Source organism: Photobacterium ganghwense, from assembly GCF_017329545.1.
Classification (GTDB): Bacteria; Pseudomonadota; Gammaproteobacteria; order Enterobacterales; family Vibrionaceae; genus Photobacterium; species Photobacterium ganghwense.
Window position 1 is genome coordinate 2,729,828 of sequence record NZ_CP071325.1, and the last position, 14,823, is coordinate 2,744,650.

12 protein-coding genes are annotated in these 14,823 nt (G+C 52.6%); 5 read left to right on the plus strand and 7 right to left on the minus strand.

The window, feature by feature from the left end; translation table 11 throughout:
* The first annotated feature begins 34 nt into the window (after nucleotides 1-34).
* Complete coding sequence (locus FH974_RS12450) at nucleotides 35-628, plus strand: acyl carrier protein phosphodiesterase (protein WP_047886584.1); 594 nt, start codon at nucleotides 35-37, stop codon at nucleotides 626-628.
* 298 nt (nucleotides 629-926) lie between these two features.
* Here the strand turns inward: FH974_RS12450 and aceA are convergent, their stop codons facing one another.
* The 3 genes from aceA to FH974_RS12465 form a co-directional block, all read right to left on the minus strand.
* Complete coding sequence (gene aceA / locus FH974_RS12455) at nucleotides 927-2,231, minus strand: isocitrate lyase (RefSeq protein ID WP_047886583.1); 1,305 nt, start codon at nucleotides 2,229-2,231, stop codon at nucleotides 927-929.
* Between the two features lie 231 nt (nucleotides 2,232-2,462).
* On the minus strand, nucleotides 2,463-4,073 hold the full coding sequence (gene aceB, locus FH974_RS12460) for a malate synthase A (RefSeq protein ID WP_047886582.1): 1,611 nt from the start codon (nucleotides 4,071-4,073) through the stop codon (nucleotides 2,463-2,465).
* 613 nt (nucleotides 4,074-4,686) lie between these two features.
* Nucleotides 4,687-5,589: a hydrogen peroxide-inducible genes activator gene (locus FH974_RS12465; protein WP_047886581.1), complete on the minus strand. Its 903-nt coding sequence runs from the start codon at nucleotides 5,587-5,589 to the stop codon at nucleotides 4,687-4,689.
* Between the two features lie 134 nt (nucleotides 5,590-5,723).
* On the opposite strand from FH974_RS12465, the gene FH974_RS12470 reads away from it, so the two are divergent.
* The 3 genes from FH974_RS12470 (at nucleotide 5,724) to ppk2 (ending at nucleotide 8,380) form a co-directional block, all read left to right on the plus strand.
* The gene (locus tag FH974_RS12470) at nucleotides 5,724-6,332 is read left to right on the plus strand and encodes a peroxiredoxin C (protein WP_047886580.1); all 609 of its coding nucleotides are present in this window, start codon (nucleotides 5,724-5,726) and stop codon (nucleotides 6,330-6,332) included.
* A 257-nt stretch (nucleotides 6,333-6,589) separates the two neighbouring features.
* Nucleotides 6,590-7,384 carry a copper homeostasis protein CutC gene (locus FH974_RS12475; RefSeq protein ID WP_047886579.1) on the plus strand — a complete coding sequence of 265 codons (795 nt, stop codon included), beginning with the start codon at nucleotides 6,590-6,592 and terminating at the stop codon, nucleotides 7,382-7,384.
* 174 nt (nucleotides 7,385-7,558) lie between these two features.
* Nucleotides 7,559-8,380, plus strand: coding sequence for a polyphosphate kinase 2 (ppk2, locus tag FH974_RS12480; protein ID WP_047886578.1), 822 nt, complete (start codon nucleotides 7,559-7,561; stop codon nucleotides 8,378-8,380).
* 137 nt (nucleotides 8,381-8,517) lie between these two features.
* Here the strand turns inward: ppk2 and phoU are convergent, their stop codons facing one another.
* From phoU to FH974_RS12500, 4 genes are all read right to left on the minus strand, one after another.
* The gene (phoU, locus tag FH974_RS12485; protein WP_047886577.1) at nucleotides 8,518-9,228 is read right to left on the minus strand and encodes a phosphate signaling complex protein PhoU; all 711 of its coding nucleotides are present in this window, start codon (nucleotides 9,226-9,228) and stop codon (nucleotides 8,518-8,520) included.
* 11 nt (nucleotides 9,229-9,239) lie between these two features.
* Nucleotides 9,240-10,058, minus strand: coding sequence for a phosphate ABC transporter ATP-binding protein PstB (gene pstB, locus FH974_RS12490; RefSeq protein ID WP_047886576.1), 819 nt, complete (start codon nucleotides 10,056-10,058; stop codon nucleotides 9,240-9,242).
* Nucleotides 10,059-10,076: 18 nt separating this feature from the next.
* Nucleotides 10,077-11,693, minus strand: coding sequence for a phosphate ABC transporter permease PstA (gene pstA / locus FH974_RS12495; protein ID WP_047886575.1), 1,617 nt, complete (start codon nucleotides 11,691-11,693; stop codon nucleotides 10,077-10,079).
* Between the two features lie 83 nt (nucleotides 11,694-11,776).
* Entirely contained in the window at nucleotides 11,777-13,996 is a 2,220-nt protein-coding gene (locus FH974_RS12500; RefSeq protein WP_047886574.1) for an ABC transporter permease subunit, read from the minus strand.
* A 301-nt stretch (nucleotides 13,997-14,297) separates the two neighbouring features.
* Between FH974_RS12500 and FH974_RS12505 the strand changes: the two genes are divergently transcribed.
* Nucleotides 14,298-14,801, plus strand: a complete 504-nt coding sequence (locus FH974_RS12505) for a glycine cleavage system transcriptional repressor (RefSeq protein WP_047886573.1) — start codon at nucleotides 14,298-14,300, stop codon at nucleotides 14,799-14,801.
* Nucleotides 14,802-14,823: the final 22 nt, after the last annotated feature.

Sequence of the window (14,823 nt, forward strand, 5' to 3'; positions counted from 1 at the left end):
CCCGGCGTCATCACGCCAGAAAGTCACCGTAAGCATGAACTTTCTGGCACATTTACATCTGGCTGAGCAGTGCCAGAGCCATCTGGCGGGTAATTTGCTGGCTGATTTTGTCCGGGGTAATCCTGACCAGCAATTTCGCCAGGACGTTGCCGACGGAATCCGCCTGCACCGTTTTATCGACAGCTATATTGATGCTCTGCCTGAAGTCCTTGAATGCCGACGCTTGTTTGACACCGATACCCGCCGGGTCAGCGGCATTGCTCTGGATATCACCTGGGATCATTTTCTGGCCCGCCACTGGACACAATTTCACCCCCAACCGTTAACTGAGTTCGTTCGCACTGCCCGCCGGGAAGTCGAACAATTCTCGGATCCGGCCCCCGAGCAATACCTGGCGACAATGGCCCGGATGTGGCAACAAAACTGGTTGGAACAATACCAGCACGTCAGCACGCTGGAGCGGGCTTTGCAGCGTATGGCATTGCGTCGTCCCCGGCTCAATCAATTGGCAGCCTGCCCGGACGTGATTCTGGCTCACTATCCGACTCTGGAGCAGCAGTTCTTTGTGATTTACCCTCAGGTCAGCCGGGCAGCTCGACAATTTCGACAGCAGCAACTTCAGCCGTAGTGCCGTGCCAGCAGTATCTGCAGTATCTGCAGTATCTGCAGTATCTGCAGTATCAAGTTATAGCCAGTCACCGCTAACGCGAAGAACAACCTCAGGCATGAAGGGTTTTTCAGGCGACGCCTAATTACAGAAGGTGCGCCCAACAGAGCCTGGGATAGTCCCCAGATAGCATTGCAGATAGAAATAAAGGTAGAAAAAAGAAAAAGAAAAAGAAAAAGAAAAAGAAAAAAAGGAGCGCACCAGGCGCTCCAAAAGACTATCAACGATTACTAGGAGTTTAAGGGTTTATACCCATTTTTTAGAATTGCTCTTCTTCTGTAGAGCCAGTCAAAGCCGTAACGGAGGAATTACCGCCCTGAATGGTATTGGTCATCTTGTCAAAGTAGCCAGTACCCACTTCCTGCTGGTGCGCCACGAAAGTGTAACCTTTCGATGCAGCTTCAAACTCAGGACGCTGTACTTTCTCAACATAGTGGCGCATACCTTCACCCTGAGCATAAGCGTGTGCCAACTCAAACATGTTGAACCACATGTTGTGAATACCTGCCAGTGTGATGAACTGGTATTTGTAGCCCATGTCAGACAGCTCTTGCTGGAACTTAGCAATCGTGTCGGCATCCAGGTTCTTTTCCCAGTTGAATGATGGCGAGCAGTTGTAAGCCAGCAGCTGATCCGGGTACTGAGCATGAATCGCTTCAGCAAACTTACGCGCTTCTTCCAGACACGGAGTGGCCGTTTCACACCAAATCAGGTCAGCGTAAGGGGCATATGCCAGACCGCGGGCAATCGCCTGGTCAATACCGGCACGAACGCGGTAGAAACCTTCCTGAGTACGCTCGCCCACAATGAAGTCAGCATCATACGGGTCGCAGTCAGAAGTCAGCAGATCCGCCGCGTTAGCATCGGTACGGGCAATAACCAAAGTCGTAGTACCGGAAACGTCAGCCGCCAAGCGTGCTGCAACCAGCTTTTGTACCGCTTCCTGAGTCGGAACCAGAACTTTACCGCCCATGTGACCACATTTCTTCACAGAAGCCAGCTGGTCTTCGAAGTGAACCCCGGCTGCACCTGCATCAATCATATTACGCATCAGTTCATACGCATTCAGGACACCACCAAAACCGGCTTCAGCATCAGCCACGATAGGCAGGAAGTAGTCGATACCCTCTTCCGGGTTACCGCCATTTGACCACTGAATCTGATCAGCGCGGCGGAAGGCATTGTTGATACGTTTTACCACGGTTGGCACTGAATCGACCGGATACAGCGACTGATCTGGGTACATTGTTTCCGCAGAGTTGTTATCTGCTGCGACCTGCCAGCCTGACAGATAGATAGCCTCAATACCCGCTTTCGCCTGCTGCACAGCCTGGCCGCCTGTCAGTGCGCCAAGACAGTTAACATAGCCTTTCTTCGCGTCGCCATTGACCAGGTCCCACAGCTTGTCAGCACCACGCTGGGCAATAGTGTTTGCCGGCGCAAATGAACCACGCAGATTAATGACTTCTTCTGCGGTATAAGTCCGCTTTACATTTTTCCAACGTGGGTTTTCTGCCCAATCTTTTTCCAAGGCTTCGATTTGTTGCTGGCGAGTCAGTGTCATAATGATGTCCCTCGTTTCAGTTGCGATAATCCGCATCACACTTTAGTTATTGAACTGAGTTTTACCGCCCGGAGGTAATCCCTCCCCCGGGCACTGCATTTTCTGTCGCTGGCTGTTACCACTTCGAATACAACGGGTTCTATTTCATCCACTTCGAAAACTAGCGCTTCGAAAACAGTTGTTGCTAAATTCTGTGGGTACAAGAGATTCTCATACCCTGCTCCTGCATCTTCAGGATAAGTATTCGTATCCCGGCACCGTCAGGAAGTTCACCAGCTCGTCACTGGTGGTCAGGCGTGACATCAGCACCGCGGCTTCGTCATAGCGCCCGGCAGCAAAACGTGCTTCCCCGACTTCCTGTTTCACGACGTCCATTTCCTCTTTCAGCATTTGCTCAAACAGCGCTTTAGTGACCATTTGTCCATTGCTGAGTGTTTTGCCGTGTTTAATCCACTGCCAGATAGAGGCTCGGGAGATTTCTGCCGTGGCGGCATCTTCCATTAATCCGTAGATAGGCACACAGCCGTTCCCGGAGATCCATGCTTCGATATACTGCACCGCGACACGAATGTTGTGGCGCATTCCGTCTTCCGTACGCTCGCCATCACAAGGTGCCAGCAGTTCGGCAGCCGTAATCGGAGCATCTTCACTGCGGCTGATGTCAAGCTGATTGCTGCGCTCGCCCAGTACCCCATCGAACACCGCCATGGCTGTGCTTGCCAGACCAGGGTGAGCAACCCAAGTGCCATCGTGGCCGTTATTGGCTTCAAGCAATTTGTCGGTCTGGATTTTGTTCAGTACCCATTCATTGCGCTCTGGATCTTTCGATGGAATGAAGGCCGCCATGCCTCCCATCGCAAACGCACCACGTCGGTGACAGGTTTTCACCAGCAGACGCGAGTATGCATTCAGGAAAGGTTTTTCCATCGTCACGACCTGGCGATCCGGCAGGATACGGTCAGGATGGTTACGCAGCGTTTTGATGTAGCTGAAGATGTAATCCCAGCGGCCACAATTGAGGCCCACAATGTGCTCTTTAAGGCTGTAGAGGATTTCATCCATTTCAAAGACGGCCGGCAGAGTCTCGATCAGTACCGTGGCTTTGATCGTGCCGCGCGGCAGACCGAATTCATCCTCGGTAAAGCTGAATACTTCGCTCCACCAGGCGGCTTCCTGATGCGCCTGCAGCTTTGGCAGGTAGAAGTACGGACCGCTGCCTTTTGCCAGCAGTTGCTGGTAGTTGTGGTAAAAATACAGTGCGAAGTCGAACAGGCACCCAGGGATAGCTTCTCCCTGCCACAACAGGTGTTTTTCCGGCAGATGCAGGCCGCGTACGCGACAGATCAGCACCGCAGGGTCATCGTTCAGTTGATAGTGCTTGCCGTTTTCCGGGTTGGTGTAGTCGATGGTGCCGTTCACCGCGTCTCGCAGATTACGCTGGCCATCCAGCACTTCATTCCATGCTGGAGCAAACGAGTCTTCAAAGTCGGCCATGAACACCTTTACATCCGCATTCAGGGCATTAATCACCATCTTACGGTCAACCGGACCCGTGATCTCCACGCGGCGATCCTGCAGATCGGTAGGGATGTTCTGAATTTTCCATTCGCTGTTACGGATCTCTGCAGTCTCCGGCAAGAAATCAGGCAACGTGCCGGCATCAATGGCTGCCTGGCGAGTTTCCCGTGCAGCCAGCAGCTGAGGGACCCGGGAAGCAAAACGTTGCACCAGTTTTTCCAAAAACTGCTGAGCCCCGTTATCTAGAATCTCTGCCTGCGCCGGTGTCAGGTCAGTCTGAAGTGACAATTTCACTTCATGGCTTGCCGGTGTATGTGTGTCCATTTATCTCGCCCCTTTCAGCTGTAACTTTATCACCACGAATGTCAGTAACCTGATTTTGGGTTATCGACCATCCCATGGCCATAACACGTTAGTTACGTTGCCTTAACAAAAAATGAATTGCAAGCCACTCCATTTTTTCACATTTCCGCAACACAGGATCTAAGCATTTAAAAACAACAAGTTACAAATATTAGAGCAATAACTCAAAACACCAAATTGAAACAGAATTCAGGTGATTACTCGGTTTTTCACCAGATAATAAAAAATCCATAAAAATGTAACGAGTTACGTAATAAAATTTCAGTTTTTGCCAGTTCAAACGAATGTTCAAATTTGCGTTTCAAACAAAAACACAAATTCAACCCTGACACCAAACCAATGATTTTTAAGCATGAAAACGCAGTGTTTGGGACGAAATTTATACAACCCACATAGCAACCAGAGGCATATCAACCCTATTTATTCGCTACGCGAAACAACATATACCTACAAAACAGTTTGAATAGCTCACTGGTGGACTATGGGTAAGATCGGGAAAGATGAAATAAAAGCAGGATAATGTGCTGAGAAAGCGATTTTTTCTCAGCACACCAGTAAATTGGAGGAAATAAAATCAGAGCAGTCCGGCAACAATTTCTGCCAGGCGTTCGAAGGTGCGGGTACGGGTAGAGGTCGGACGCCATACCAGTCCTATCTCACGGTAGGCTTCTTCCTGGCCCGGCGGATCAACAATCACCAGGTTCTGGTTATCCAGCAGGCCATGATCGATCGCCATCTGGGGAATGAAGGTGGTGCCCAGCCCGTTCGCAACCATTTGAACTAACGTATGAAGACTGGTCGCCGTGAAAGGGTTAATCTTCTCTTTCGACGTCAGTTTGCAGGCAGAAACCGCGTGATCGGTCAGACAGTGCTCTTTCTCAAGCAAGAAGACCGATTCATTCGGCAGATCGGCATACCTCAGCGGTACGCTGACCTGTGAAGCCTGCTTCTGGCTGATCACCATTTTGAAATCGTCACGCCCGACCACCTGACTGTGCATACCGTTAATATCCACCGGCAGCGCCAGAATCAGGACATCCATCTCGCCATTACGCAGAGCCGTCAGCAAGTTGGCCGTGGTATCTTCCCGCAGCAATAAATGAAGGTTCGGGTGGAGGCGGTTCACCTCCTGCACCAGATCGCAGAGCAGGAAAGGGGCAATGGTCGGGATACAGCCGATGCGCAGCTGACCATCCATCCCATCCCCTCCTTTACAATTGGAGAGCTCCATCAGATCCTGGGTACGAGCCAACAGTTCCCGGCTGCGTACGACCACGTCCTCCCCGGTCGAGGTAAAGACCAGAGACTTGTTGTCACGCTCAATAAGTTGACAGCCCAGCAATTCTTCCAGATTCTGGACGCCGGAGCTAAGGGTTGACTGACTGACAAAGCAGCGCTTGGCCGCCTCACCAAAATGTCGGGTTTCAAACAGGGTCACCAAATAGTGCAGCTGTTTAAGTGAAGGAAACTTGTTCATCGCAATTTTCGATTACATCAATCTATTTATTCCGCTTTTTTCAATGTACCAGTTTCGTTATAGTTTGTCCCGTTCAAACAGAAGCCTACCGGAAAGGTCGGCGACAAACACAATATTTTAGGAGCACCAAACACATGGTACTAGTAGGTCGTCAAGCACCAGATTTTACTGCTGCAGCTGTTCTTGGTAACGGTGAAATCGTTGATAACTTCAACTTTGCAGAATACACAAAAGGTAAAAAAGCGGTAGTTTTCTTCTACCCACTAGACTTCACTTTCGTATGTCCTTCTGAGCTGATCGCTTTTGACAAGCGTTTCGAAGACTTCCAAGCGAAAGGCGTTGAAGTAATCGGTGTTTCTATCGACTCTCAGTTCTCTCACAACGCATGGCGTAACACTGCTGTTGAGAACGGCGGTATCGGTCAGGTTCGTTACCCTCTGATTGCAGACGTTAAACACGAAATCTGCAAAGCTTACGATGTTGAGCACCCAGAAGCAGGCGTTGCGTTCCGTGGTTCTTTCCTGATCGACGAAGAAGGCGTTGTTCGTCACCAAGTAGTTAACGACCTGCCACTGGGCCGTAACATTGACGAAATGCTGCGTATGGTTGACGCTCTGAACTTCCACCAGAAGAACGGTGAAGTTTGCCCAGCACAGTGGGAAGAAGGTAAGAAAGGTATGGACGCTTCTCCACAAGGCGTTGCTGCTTACCTGTCTGAGTTCACTGCAGACCTAGGCAAATAAGACATCTTATTGTCGTAAATCACACTCGCTCAACGGTGTGACGGCACAAACGTGAAAACGTAAAGCCGAAAAGTCAGTCTATGACACAATAATATGAGGCCCGGATACACCGGGCCCTTTTCGTTTCTGTCTTCCGCTTTCTGCCCTTTCTCCCTTCCCCAACTGAATGACTCCTCCCGCTGTCTTGATCTGTGCTATCGCATCAGACATTCGGATGCTCTACACTGCAGATTCTTCACAATAACTGAGCTAACCCGATGACACTCCGGCATATTGAAGTCTGTATCGATAACATTGAATCCCTGCATCTCGCCCAGCAAGGCGGTGCAACCCGTATCGAACTGTGTTCCTCCCTCGCCCTTGGCGGCCTGACGCCCAATCCGGGACTGATGAAACTGGCAGCCCGTCACGCGACGGTGCCAGTGTACGCCATGATCCGCCCGCGCCAGGGGGATTTTCTGTTTAGCGAGCAGGACAAAGAAATCATGCTGGCTGACGTCTACGCAGCTCGTGAAGCCGGATTGCAAGGCATTGTGGTTGGTGGCCTGTTGCCAGACAGCCGCATTGATGCCGAGCTGCTGGGTGCCTTGTGCCGGGAAGCCCAGGGGATGGGGGTGACTTTCCACCGTGCCATTGACCAGTGCCTTGAGCCGTTTGCGGCACTGGACACCATCATGTCTCACAACTGTGAGCGTGTACTGACTTCCGGCCTTAAAGCCAACGCCTATGAAGGCATTCCGGTACTGGCTGAGATGGTCAGATATTGCGGTGACCGGCTGGCCATTATGGCCGGTGCCGGACTGCATGCTGGCAACGTGGTGGAGATTGTGCAACAGACCGGCGTGCAGGAAGTGCACCTGTCAGGTAAAAGCACCCGTGCCAGCCTGATGCAGCAATATTCACAGGAAGCCTATATGGGCAGCGCGGAGGTTGACGACTTTACCATTCCGGTCACTGACCCGGACAAAATCAGGGCTGTTGTCCAGGCACTCCAAACCCTCGACAACCATACCCCATATAGCCATACCCCACACAATCAACGTCGTTCCTGAAGCTATTCCTGCATGCCCTCCCTGCCACACCAAAGACTTGGCAGGGACAGTTTGCTTTTAGCTGCCCGATACAGAAAAAGTGCCATTGGTTTCAAATAATTAGCTATCCAATTCGTCAAGGATCTCATTCCGCGTTACTCTTTTGTTAAGCGCAGTAAAAAGTGAGAGACAGGTATGGGTTATCAGCCACCAGCACAACGATTGAAAAAAAAGGATTACGACTCAGAGCTTGAGCGCCTGCAGATTGAACTCGTCAAACTGCAGGAATGGATCAAACAGGAAGAGCTCAAGGTTGTGGTGATTTTTGAGGGCCGCGACGCCGCCGGGAAAGGAGGCGTTATCAAGCGCATCACCGAAAAGCTCAACCCTCGGGTATGCCGGGTCGTGGCACTGCCCAAGCCCACCGAAAAAGAGCGCACCCAATGGTACTTCCAACGCTATGTCGCTCACTTGCCGGCCGGCGGTGAAATGGTGCTGTTTGACCGCAGTTGGTACAACCGGGCCGGGGTCGAGAAGGTCATGGGGTTCTGTACCGACGACGAATACGAAGAATTCCTACGCTCCTGCCCCGAATTTGAACGCATGTTGGAGCGCTCCGGTATTATCCTGCTGAAGTACTGGTTTTCCGTCTCTGATGAAGAGCAGGAAAAACGCTTCCTGGAACGGATCAACACCCCGATAAAGCGCTGGAAATTCAGCCCGATGGATTTGGAATCCCGCTCGCGCTGGGCAGCCTACTCCGAAGCCAAGGACAAGATGTTCGCATACACCGACACCAAACAGTGTCCATGGTGGGTAGTGGATGCCGATACCAAGAAAAAGGCGCGCATCAACTGCATTTCTCACCTGTTGTCCCAGATCCCTTATGAAGAGATTGATTACCCTAAAATTGAGCTGCCAGACGTGAATAAAGAAGGGTATATCCGGGCGCCTGAAGATGATCAGACCTTTGTTCCGGACCTGTTTTCTGATGATGCTGACGACGACAGTGAATAGTCACTAGTAAATAGTCACTAACGTGGAAAACAAGAAAGGCGGACTGGTCCGCCTTTTCTTTTGCTCCTGGCTTCTTGCATCAAACGCCTTGCACCCAATTTCACCCACTCGATTTGACTTGCCCGGCGCAGAATCAATCAGCGCAGAATATCTTCCCGCTCTTGCGGGCTGGTGTGGCGAATATCCTTGCCTTTGACAAAATAGATGATGTATTCGCAGATATTCTGGCACCGGTCACCGACCCGTTCGATAGAGCGGGCTGACCACATTACCTGCAACACGTTAGGGATCGAACGCGGGTCTTCCATCATGTACGTCATCAGCTGACGGATAATCGCTTCGTATTCACGATCAATCCGGTCATCTTCTTGGTACACCTGAATCGCGGCTTTAACATCCATCCGGGCAAACGCATCCAGAACCTCATGCAGCATACGCACCGCGTGCTGACCCAGCGCCTCCAGCGACACCAGCAGGTTGTACTGCTTATTGGTGAAGTTTTCCAGCGCCACTTTCGCTATGCTCTCGGCCACGTCACCGATCCGCTCTAGATCGGTAATGGTCTTGATAATGGCAATCACCAGACGCAAATCACTGGCGGTTGGCTGTCGCTTGGCAATGATGCGGGTACAGGCTTCATCAATTGCCACTTCCATGGCGTTGACCTTATGGTCATCTTTGATCACCCGGCGAGCCAGCTCAATGTCCTGTTTATGCATCGCTTTAAGGGCGTCAGCCAGCTGCTGTTCTACCAGCCCGCCCATCGCCAGAACATGGGAGCGGATGCTCTCCAGCTCGGCATTAAACTGGCCGGAAATATGACGGCCAAGGCTTACATTGTCTAACATCGCTTAACTCCTTAACCGTATCGACCTGTGATGTAATCTTCTGTTCGTTTTTCGCGTGGGGTGGTGAAAATATCATTGGTACTGCCGTATTCCACCAGCTCGCCCATGTGCATGAATGCCGTATTGTCTGACACCCGTGCCGCCTGCTGCATGTTGTGCGTTACGATGATCACCGTGTACTTGGTTTTCAGATCGTTGATCAGCTCTTCAATGGTCAGCGTCGAGATCGGGTCCAGCGCTGATGTCGGCTCATCCAGCAGCAGCACCTCCGGTTCAATGGCAATCGCCCGGGCAATAACCAGACGCTGCTGCTGACCACCGGACAACCCGAAAGCATTCTCGTGCAGGCGGTTTTTCACCTCATCCCACAACGCAGCACCGCGCAGCGAGTTTTCCACCGCGTCGTCCAGTACCCGACGATCCCGGATGCCCTGCAGACGCAGCCCGTACACCACGTTCTCATAAATCGATTTAGGGAACGGGTTCGGGCGCTGAAACACCATCCCGACCCGGCGTCGCAGCGAGGCCACGTCCACCTTATTATCATAGATGTTCTGCCCGTGCAGCATGATCTGGCCGTCAACCCTGCACCCTTCAACCAGCTCATTCATTCGGTTGATACACCGCAGCAGGGTCGATTTCCCGCAGCCTGACGGGCCGATAAACGCGGTCACCTGCCCTTTAGCAATGCGCATGTTGATATCAAACAGGGCCTGATGGTTGCCGTAATGCAAATCTAGCCCCTCGATAGACAACGCCGTTTTTTCCTCGGGCAACGCGGACAAGTCAACGGGGGCAAACAAACCGATTGGGGAATTAATTGAAAACATAATCCTTCCTGACTCTCGCTATTGCTCCAGGGAGCGGAACTTCTCTCGTAAATGGTTGCGGATACCGATGGCGGTCAGATTCAGACCAACAATCACCGTCACCAGTAAAAATGATGTGGCATACACCAGCGGGCGGGCAGCTTCAACGTTCGGACTCTGAAAGCCGACATCATATATATGATAACCAAGATGCATGAATTTACGATCCAGGTGCAGATACGGGAAGTGGTTATCAATCGGCAATGACGGGGCCATTTTCACCACTCCCACCAGCATCAAAGGGGCCACTTCCCCGGCGGCGCGAGCAACTGCCAGGATCAATCCGGTCATGATTGCCGGACTGGCCATCGGCAATACCGTCCGCCACAGGGTTTCTGCCTGTGTCGCGCCCAATGCCAGTGAGCCGTGCCGGATAGACACAGGAATCCGCGCCAGGCCTTCTTCGGTCGAGACAATCACAACTGGCAGGGTCAGGATCGCCAGCGTCAACGCCGACCACAGGATACCCGGCGTACCGAATGTCGGCGCTGGCAGCTCAGAGGCAAAAAAGACCTCATCTATGGTGCCGCCTACCATGTAGACGAAAAATCCCAACCCGAACACCCCGTAAACAATGGACGGAACCCCGGCTAGGTTAATCACCGCCACCCGGATCAATTTGGTAAACATACTTTTCCCGGCATACTCGTGTAGGTAGACGGCCGCCATCACCCCTAGCGGAGTGACAATCACGCTCATCAGCAGCACCATGAATACCGTACCGAAAATCGCCGGAAATACACCGCCCTCGGTATTGGCTTCGCGCGGGTCCTCGCTGACAAACTTACCGAGCTGATCCAGCCAGTGCACCAGTTTGGCCGACAGTGTCATTTCATTCGGAAACCACAAATCGAGGATCTGCGCTAAAGGCAAAGCAATTTCTTTGCCAGACATTTCCCGCACGATCAGCGTGTCGCTTTCCAGTTGCTGGCGCAGTTGAGTCAGTTGCTGCTCCAGGGCATGAAGGGACTGCTCCAGGCGGACTTTTTCTGCCGGATCCACCTTGCCGCTATCTTCACGGCGCAGCCGCTCAAACTGGTAGTTAAGCGATTTCAGCTCATTTTTTTCCAGCTGACGAATCTGCTCCCGCACGGCAATGGCCCGCATCAGGCTGAGGTTAAGGCTATCCAGCGAGATCGGCCTGCCGTCCTCATACAATGCGGTGGGCACCCCGTAGAAACGGCCATTTTTCATCCGCTCGATGACAGCTACCCCGGCTGCCAGTTGCTGGCTCACAATATGCGGTGCCAGTACCGTCACAAAGTCACTGCCCAGCAGATCCCGGTTGCCGGTTTTGATGATGTAACGATCAACCTGACCGGCCGCGGCAAACGCCGACGTGTCTACCCCGGCATCAGCCAACTGCTGAACCGGTACCGTTTTCCGCTCGTACAACTCACCGATGACGGTGCTGTGTTCCATGGCCGGCTGACCATTCACTGACAACTCAAACTGATAAACAGGGGCTGGCCAAAAATAGCCCAGCCCCTTCCAGCCGATCAGTAATAACAGCCCCAGTACCGCCACAAGGCTCAGACTGACAGCGCCGGCGGTCAGCCAAATCCAGGGCGAGCCCGATTCAAACCATTTACGCATGATACCACGTCGTCATTGTTATTCTTTTCGTCTTCATTCCTGTGAAAGTCTCTTTCGCTCTGTGCACTGTCTGGCGTGCCTCATCAGAGTGAACTGTATTTTTCCCGCAGCCGCTGGCGTACCAGCTCGGCGACGGTATTAAAGAAAAAGGTAAATACAAACAGCACAAAAGCTGCCAGGAACATGACCCGGTAGTGAGAGCTGCCCACTTCGCTTTCCGGCATTTCAATCGCAATGGTGGCAGACAAGGTGCGCATTCCCTCCAGCACGTTCCAGTCGAGGATCGGCGTATTCCCGGTCGCCATCAGCACAATCATGGTTTCCCCGACTGCGCGCCCCAGCCCCATCATCACGGCGGAAAAAATCCCCGGACTGGCAGTTAGCAATACCACCCGTGTCAGTGTCTGCCAGTGGGTCGCCCCCAGCGCCAGCGAACCGCTGGTCAGGTGGCCAGGTACCGAGAAGATCGCATCTTCCGCAATTGAGAAAATTGTCGGAATCACCGCAAACCCCATCGCAATCCCGACCACCAGGGTATTGCGCTGATCGTAGCCAATGCCCCACTCATTATTCAGGTACACCCGCATATCGCCGCCAAAGAGCAGCGTTTCCAGCGCAGGGCTGAGAGCAAAACACCCGTAACCGACCAGCACGATCACCGGCATCAGCAACAGGATATGGAGACCGCCGGGAATGCGCTGACGAAAACGTCCCGGCAAGAGCGCCCAAACCAGTCCAGCAGCCATCATTGCCAACGGGAAGGCCACCAGCAGCAGGGCAATCCCCGCCAGATTTTTTTCCACAATCGGCGCCAGCCAAATTCCGGCCAGAAAGCCCAGAATGACCGTCGGCAGCGCTTCCATCAGCTCAATGGTCGGTTTAATCACCCGCCGCATCCGCGACGACATAAAATACGCGGTGTAAATTGCACCGGCCAGTGCCAGTGGAACCGCAAAAAACAGGGCATAGAGCGCCGCTTTCAGGGTACCGAAAATGATTGGCACCAGACTCAGCTTAGGTTCAAACTCATCACTGGCCGAGGTGGACTGCCAGACAAAATCCGGCTCCGGATAGCCCTCGTACCAGATTTTCTGCCACAACGAGGCAAAACCGATTTCCGGATGGCGGTTGTCGACTTTATAAGTCTGCCACTGATTGCCCGTAACGGCGACCAGACGATCGGCACGTGGCGAAATCATCAGGGTGTCCGGCACCTTATCAGTAAATACCGCAGAACTGTAGATAGCCCCTTTCACTGTGGTATAAAACGCCGACAACTGGCCGTCATCCTGCAGCACAAAGAAGCCTTTACGGGCATATTCCGGGACCAGCGATGTAACATTGCCAGGCGGCAGAGCAAATTCACGGGTCTTCACCAGCGAGCGGCGCCCGTCTTTCACGATTTCAAACCACTGCGCCACACGGTGCTCGCTGTCCGTGATTAACAAGGAGTTGGCACCGGACAACAACGCCAGTTGACGCGGCTCCGCATCGCCGTCTGCGACACTCACCACCTGACGGATCTGCGCCTGCGCTTCGCCCAGAGTCACAACATAGATACGTTTTCCGGCCAGCAGATACAAGGTTCGCGCATCCGGCGTGACCGCCAGATCATCAATAGGCTCTGCAACGCCTTCCAACGCGAAGTCAGTGGCCTGCCAGTGCTCTGGCCCCGTCTGCCCCAGGACCTCTCCCCCGGTGAACTTTTTCACCCGGATACGCTGATCTGCGGTCACCCCCGCCAGCACGGCCCGACGGCTGCGTACCGACACTGCCAGTTTAACGATCGGCTGGCGTTGCGGATCAAGCTGCAATGGCTCCTGGCCGAGCGGAAATGCCATCGACAAGCCGCTTTGATAACCGTCACCCGCAGCGAGCGGCCGGGCTATCACCACTTCGCCTTCGCTGCCGCCGAGGGCGATCAGATCTTCCGCCGGCAGGCTGCGCCCGATGCTGGTTGTATGTGGCAGTAAGGTGTATTGGCGAACTTCGCGACCGGGATCGGCCGACGTCAGGGGGATCACCGACAACTGCCCGGTATCGGACAGGCGAAACAAGGTGTCGTTGCGATCGTTAAAAGTGACCAGTGCCGTGCGATCTGCAAAGGAGGTCGAGAAAGCCTGCTGAGGTACCACGCGGACCGCAGAGAAAATCGGCAGGATCACATAAAGCAGGTAGAAAAAAATCAGAACTAAGGTAATTAAGACGAAGATCCCTCCAGCTGTCACTCCATATCGGGCAAGCTTATCGGTTACCTTCCGGCCAGGACTGTTTCCCATCAAAAATTCGCTGGCCTTTGCCATTATTACCTCAATAAATTTACACGCTTACTTATAATATTGCCTTTAGATGACAATTATATGACAACGAAATTGTCCCAGCTACGGGGATGGATCCCGCCGCTTGCAATAGCCACTTTGCAGCATACTTAACAGCACGCACTGCAATAAAAATGTCACAAAACTGTTCTACCCTTGACTGCAGGTAATTTTGTACAGTTTTCAATAACCTGAATTATTACGAAACTAGACAGAACATACACCAGGTCACATAATGGTCAATAGCCTCCGGCTTTCTATCGCCTCAACGAATAAGGATATCGTTATGAAGCACCTCATCATCACTGTTATTGGCCGCGATCAGGCGGGTCTTGTTGAAACCCTTTCCGATACGATTTACCAGAACAACGGTAACTGGCTGTCCAGCAGCCTGAGTAAACTCGCCGGCCAGTTTGCCGGGATCCTGCAAGTGGAAGTCGCCGATCAGCACATTGCCGCGCTGAGCAAAGCACTGAGCGAGATCGAAGCCCTGCAAGTGCAGATTGTTGAGGATGAAAGCAAGACCTCACCGACCACCACCCTGTTTAACCTGCTGGTCACCGGTAATGACCGGGTAGGTATCGTGAAAGATGTCACCACCAAGCTCAAGCAGTTAGGCGTCAACATCAACAAGCTGAAAACCGACTCTGACAGCGCCCCCAACTGGGGCTACCCCATTTTCACCGCTGACTTCCAACTGGAGTTGCCGGACGGACTCAGTATTGAGCATGTCCAGGAAGCGCTCGAGTCGATTGCCGATGACCTGACCATTGATATTGATAATAACTAAGGCCTGAGCCCGTTTCAGCTGT

What these genes read in the sequence shown, in the direction of transcription:
- FH974_RS12500 (WP_047886574.1), bottom strand. Translation starts at nt 13,996, where the DNA reads ATGGCAAAGGCCAGCGAATTTTTGATGGGAAACAGTCCTGGCCGGAAG.
- aceA (WP_047886583.1), bottom strand. Translation starts at nt 2,231, where the DNA reads ATGACACTGACTCGCCAGCAACAAATCGAAGCCTTGGAAAAAGATTGG.
- ppk2 (WP_047886578.1), top strand. Translation starts at nt 7,559, where the DNA reads ATGGGTTATCAGCCACCAGCACAACGATTGAAAAAAAAGGATTACGAC.
- pstB (WP_047886576.1), bottom strand. Translation starts at nt 10,058, where the DNA reads ATGTTTTCAATTAATTCCCCAATCGGTTTGTTTGCCCCCGTTGACTTG.
- FH974_RS12465 (WP_047886581.1), bottom strand. Translation starts at nt 5,589, where the DNA reads ATGAACAAGTTTCCTTCACTTAAACAGCTGCACTATTTGGTGACCCTG.
- FH974_RS12475 (WP_047886579.1), top strand. Translation starts at nt 6,590, where the DNA reads ATGACACTCCGGCATATTGAAGTCTGTATCGATAACATTGAATCCCTG.
- FH974_RS12450 (WP_047886584.1), top strand. Translation starts at nt 35, where the DNA reads ATGAACTTTCTGGCACATTTACATCTGGCTGAGCAGTGCCAGAGCCAT.
- pstA (WP_047886575.1), bottom strand. Translation starts at nt 11,693, where the DNA reads ATGCGTAAATGGTTTGAATCGGGCTCGCCCTGGATTTGGCTGACCGCC.
- FH974_RS12505 (WP_047886573.1), top strand. Translation starts at nt 14,298, where the DNA reads ATGAAGCACCTCATCATCACTGTTATTGGCCGCGATCAGGCGGGTCTT.
- phoU (WP_047886577.1), bottom strand. Translation starts at nt 9,228, where the DNA reads ATGTTAGACAATGTAAGCCTTGGCCGTCATATTTCCGGCCAGTTTAAT.
- aceB (WP_047886582.1), bottom strand. Translation starts at nt 4,073, where the DNA reads ATGGACACACATACACCGGCAAGCCATGAAGTGAAATTGTCACTTCAG.
- FH974_RS12470 (WP_047886580.1), top strand. Translation starts at nt 5,724, where the DNA reads ATGGTACTAGTAGGTCGTCAAGCACCAGATTTTACTGCTGCAGCTGTT.